Annotated in this window: 1 protein-coding gene; it reads left to right on the forward strand. The window is 63.7% G+C overall.

Annotated elements, in window-relative coordinates:
• Positions 1–278, forward strand: a 278-nt coding sequence (locus EN824_RS34980) for a M24 family metallopeptidase (RefSeq protein ID WP_135933256.1), incomplete at both ends; no start/stop codon positions are given.

A 278-nucleotide genomic window follows, 5' to 3' on the forward strand; every position in this document is an offset into this window, starting at 1 on the left:
CCGGCGCGCAGGCATATGCCGCAAAATCCGGTTTTTCGTTGAGCGGGCATTGGGACTACATTTCGGTCGGCCCGGCTTTGTCGGATATGACGGCAGCGGTCGCGCCGGGTGCGCTGATCAAGGCCGATGTGGGCACGCTGGTGGACGGTTATTCTTCGGATGGCGCGCGGACTTTTTCATGGGGGCCGGTTTCGCCTTTGGCGGGCGATATCTTCAAGGCTCTGGAAGCGGCCTTCGCCCGCGGGCTGGACGCGCTCCGCCCGGGCAATACATTCGGT

The organism is Mesorhizobium sp. M8A.F.Ca.ET.181.01.1.1 (genome assembly GCF_004792025.1).
Lineage (GTDB): Bacteria > Pseudomonadota > Alphaproteobacteria > Rhizobiales > Rhizobiaceae > Mesorhizobium.